Raw genomic sequence first — 2,605 nt, 5'->3', positions numbered from 1 at the left:
TAGTACATGGGATAGTTATTATGTTGAGCTCGGAGATGTAATTTCGAAAGCATTGACAACCAATTTTATTTATAAATAGAAAATGAAAAAAATGATTAGGAAATATAAAGGCGTCCCCATTTTTCATTTGATTGGACGGTACTATTTTGCGGTAACCTTTTGACAATACAACGGGCAGAGTAAGCAAGCCCCTGCAATTTTTGCTTGACAAATTAATCAGAATACAATAGAATACGGTAGAATAAAATTGAATAAAACAAAAAGGGGGGGGGGCAAATGTCTAAGGTGATAACTCTGAGGCTTTCACAGGATGAATACAAAAAAATATCGGAGGCGGCTGATATTGAGCGCCGGCCTATTTCTAATTTTATCACAACGAGGGTGTTGACGGATATAGAAGATTCTTATTATGCGGATTCAATTGAGATGTCTCAAATCAAATCTGATAAACGATTGTTAGGCAGGATTAAGGCAGGGCACAATGACGCGAAAAACAGAAAAGGAAAATTTGTTGAATAAATTCAGAATTTTTGAAACAAATCAATTTCTAAAAGACCTTAAACTTGATTTTGGGGGCAGGCAGGAAAAAATAAAAACAAAGCTCACCGTATACGTTTATCCGCAATTAAGGCAAAATCCCTATTTTGGCAGGAATATAAAAAAACTTAGAGCTTATAAGCCCGATACGTGGAGATATAGAATAGGCGATTATAGATTTTTTTATACGATAGACAAGCGGGAAAATGTTGTTTCAATGATAGCCGCAGATACCCGCGAAGATTCATATTGAAATTAAGTAAAGAGTTGGGTGTGTGTGGATTTTGACTTTGGAGCGTAAATTTTATAGTGTTATTGGTGATTTTTAGGCGGTTATAGCCGTCAGGCACGAGGAGGAAAAGAGTGGTTAAGATAAGACTCAAGAGATTGGGGGCGAAGCACAGCCCTTATTACAGAATTGTTGTTATGCCGTCGGAGAGGCGGCGTGACGGGCGTGAGATAGAAAAGCTCGGCTGGTATGACCCTACGAACAAGGGCAAAGAGCAGTATAAAATAGATATTGAACGCGCCGAGTACTGGCTTTCCAAAGGCGCTCAGCCGACGGAAGTGGTGCGCGGGTTTATTAAAAAAGAAAGAGTAAAGAGCGCCTGAAGGCGCCCTTATGGTCAGGGTGCTGATAGGCAGGATCGGCCGCAGGCACGGTTTGGGTGATGAGTTTTATATGACCGCTTTTATGCCTCTTCCCGAAGATTTAAAGTGTGTTTTTCTGGAAGATAACCCGGACAGTCTCGGCGAGAACTCGCGGCAGATACAGATCGACTCGCTGAAACAGGCCGCGGATAAGTGGCTTGTCACCTTTACGGGCGGGGATGATTCGTTGACGGGTAAATATATAAGCTGCGAGAAATGGGATCTTGGCGGCGGTTTTTTCTGGCGTGAAGACCTCGTGGGATGCGAGGTCTCGGAGCCGTCCGGAAGAAAGCTGGGCAGGCTTTCGGAAATTATAGATGATGCCTCCCAGGTGTGGATCCGGATAGAGGAAGAATCCGGCGAGATGATCTCTGTTCCTTTTTTGGAAAGGTTTGTCAAAAAAGTGGACACAAGGGGAAAAAAGATCATCGCCAGTTTCCCGGAAAGCGTGATCGTGAGGGGAGAATGAAAATAGACATCCTCACGATATTTCCGGAATATTTTGACGGGCCGCTCAAAAGCGCCATGCTGGGCAAGGCGCTTGATAGGGGTTTGCTGGAAATAAGAGTGACGAATATAAGGGATTTTACCCCCGACGGCAAAGTGGATGACAGTCCCTTCGGCGGCGGGGCGGGCATGATATTGAAGGCCGAGCCCGTTTACAAGGCGGCGGAGAGCGTAATGGCTCCCGGAGCGGAAGTGATAATGCTGTGTCCGGCGGGAGAGCGTTTTACGCAGGAGACGGCCGCGGCTCTTTCCGGGAAAGAGCACATCATCCTCATAAACGGCCGATATGAGGGAATAGACGAGCGTGTGGCCGAGCTTCTGGGAGCGAGGAAGATCTCCATAGGGGATTTTGTCCTCAGCGGCGGCGAGGCGGCGTCAATGGTGATTATTGAGGCCGTGACGAGGCTTATACCGGGCTTTATGGGAAATCCCGGCAGCCTTAGGGACGAGTCTTTTATAGACGGTTATGTTGAGTATCCTCAATATACGAGGCCCGCGGAATTTATGGGCTTGAAGGTGCCGGAAATCCTTTTGAGCGGCGACCACGGAAAAATTGAGGAATATAGAAAAAATAAAAAGAGGAAGGTTAAAGCATGAGAACTGGATTTGACAATTTTAAGTCGGGGGATACGGTGGATGTGACGCAGAAGATCAAGGAGGGCGAGACTGAGCGCCTGCAGATTTTCAGCGGCGTGGTCATGGCGGTCAAGGGAAAAAAGAATCCTGTGACTTTTACCGTCAGGAAGGTGTCCTACGGCGTTGAAATAGAAAAAGTCTATCCTTACGACCTGCCAGCTATTCAATCGGTGAAGATAAAGAGCAGAGGCAAGGTGGCCCGCGCTAAACTTTATTATCTCAGGGGCCTCACCGGCCGCGCGGCGAGGATAAAAGAGCTGTAAGGCTCTTCCCG

General features: G+C 46.3%; 6 protein-coding genes. All 6 read left to right on the top strand.

Going from position 1 to position 2,605, the window contains the following annotated elements; all coding sequences use genetic code 11:
- Nucleotides 1–276: 276 nt before the first annotated feature.
- The gene (locus FP827_04655; GenBank protein MBA3052364.1) at nucleotides 277–519 is read left to right on the top strand and encodes a hypothetical protein; all 243 of its coding nucleotides are present in this window, start codon (nucleotides 277–279) and stop codon (nucleotides 517–519) included.
- On the top strand, nucleotides 482–790 hold the full coding sequence (locus tag FP827_04650; GenBank protein ID MBA3052363.1) for a type II toxin-antitoxin system RelE/ParE family toxin: 309 nt from the start codon (nucleotides 482–484) through the stop codon (nucleotides 788–790). Before FP827_04655 ends, FP827_04650 begins: the two co-directional genes overlap by 38 nt.
- 110 nt (nucleotides 791–900) lie before the next feature.
- Nucleotides 901–1,149, top strand: a complete 249-nt coding sequence (rpsP, locus tag FP827_04645) for a 30S ribosomal protein S16 (GenBank protein ID MBA3052362.1) — start codon at nucleotides 901–903, stop codon at nucleotides 1,147–1,149.
- Between the two features lie 10 nt (nucleotides 1,150–1,159).
- Nucleotides 1,160–1,657 (top strand): hypothetical protein, encoded by a 498-nt coding sequence (locus tag FP827_04640; GenBank protein ID MBA3052361.1) that lies wholly within the window; start codon nucleotides 1,160–1,162, stop codon nucleotides 1,655–1,657.
- Nucleotides 1,654–2,292, top strand: coding sequence for a tRNA (guanosine(37)-N1)-methyltransferase TrmD (trmD, locus tag FP827_04635; protein ID MBA3052360.1), 639 nt, complete (start codon nucleotides 1,654–1,656; stop codon nucleotides 2,290–2,292). The genes FP827_04640 and trmD overlap by 4 nt, the downstream gene beginning before the upstream one ends.
- Nucleotides 2,289–2,594, top strand: a complete 306-nt coding sequence (locus tag FP827_04630) for a 50S ribosomal protein L19 (protein ID MBA3052359.1) — start codon at nucleotides 2,289–2,291, stop codon at nucleotides 2,592–2,594. Before trmD ends, FP827_04630 begins: the two co-directional genes overlap by 4 nt.
- The last annotated feature ends 11 nt before the right edge of the window (nucleotides 2,595–2,605 follow it).

It is taken from the genome of Candidatus Omnitrophota bacterium (assembly GCA_013791745.1).
Taxonomy (GTDB): Bacteria; CG03; CG03; order CG03; family CG03; genus CG03.
This window is presented reverse-complemented; position numbering and strand designations above follow the sequence as displayed.

Excerpts from the sequence above, each read along its gene's own strand:
- trmD (MBA3052360.1), top strand. The coding sequence starts at position 1,654 with ATGAAAATAGACATCCTCACGATATTTCCGGAATATTTTGACGGGCCG.
- FP827_04655 (MBA3052364.1), top strand. The coding sequence starts at position 277 with ATGTCTAAGGTGATAACTCTGAGGCTTTCACAGGATGAATACAAAAAA.
- FP827_04650 (MBA3052363.1), top strand. The coding sequence starts at position 482 with ATGACGCGAAAAACAGAAAAGGAAAATTTGTTGAATAAATTCAGAATT.
- FP827_04640 (MBA3052361.1), top strand. The coding sequence starts at position 1,160 with ATGGTCAGGGTGCTGATAGGCAGGATCGGCCGCAGGCACGGTTTGGGT.
- FP827_04630 (MBA3052359.1), top strand. The coding sequence starts at position 2,289 with ATGAGAACTGGATTTGACAATTTTAAGTCGGGGGATACGGTGGATGTG.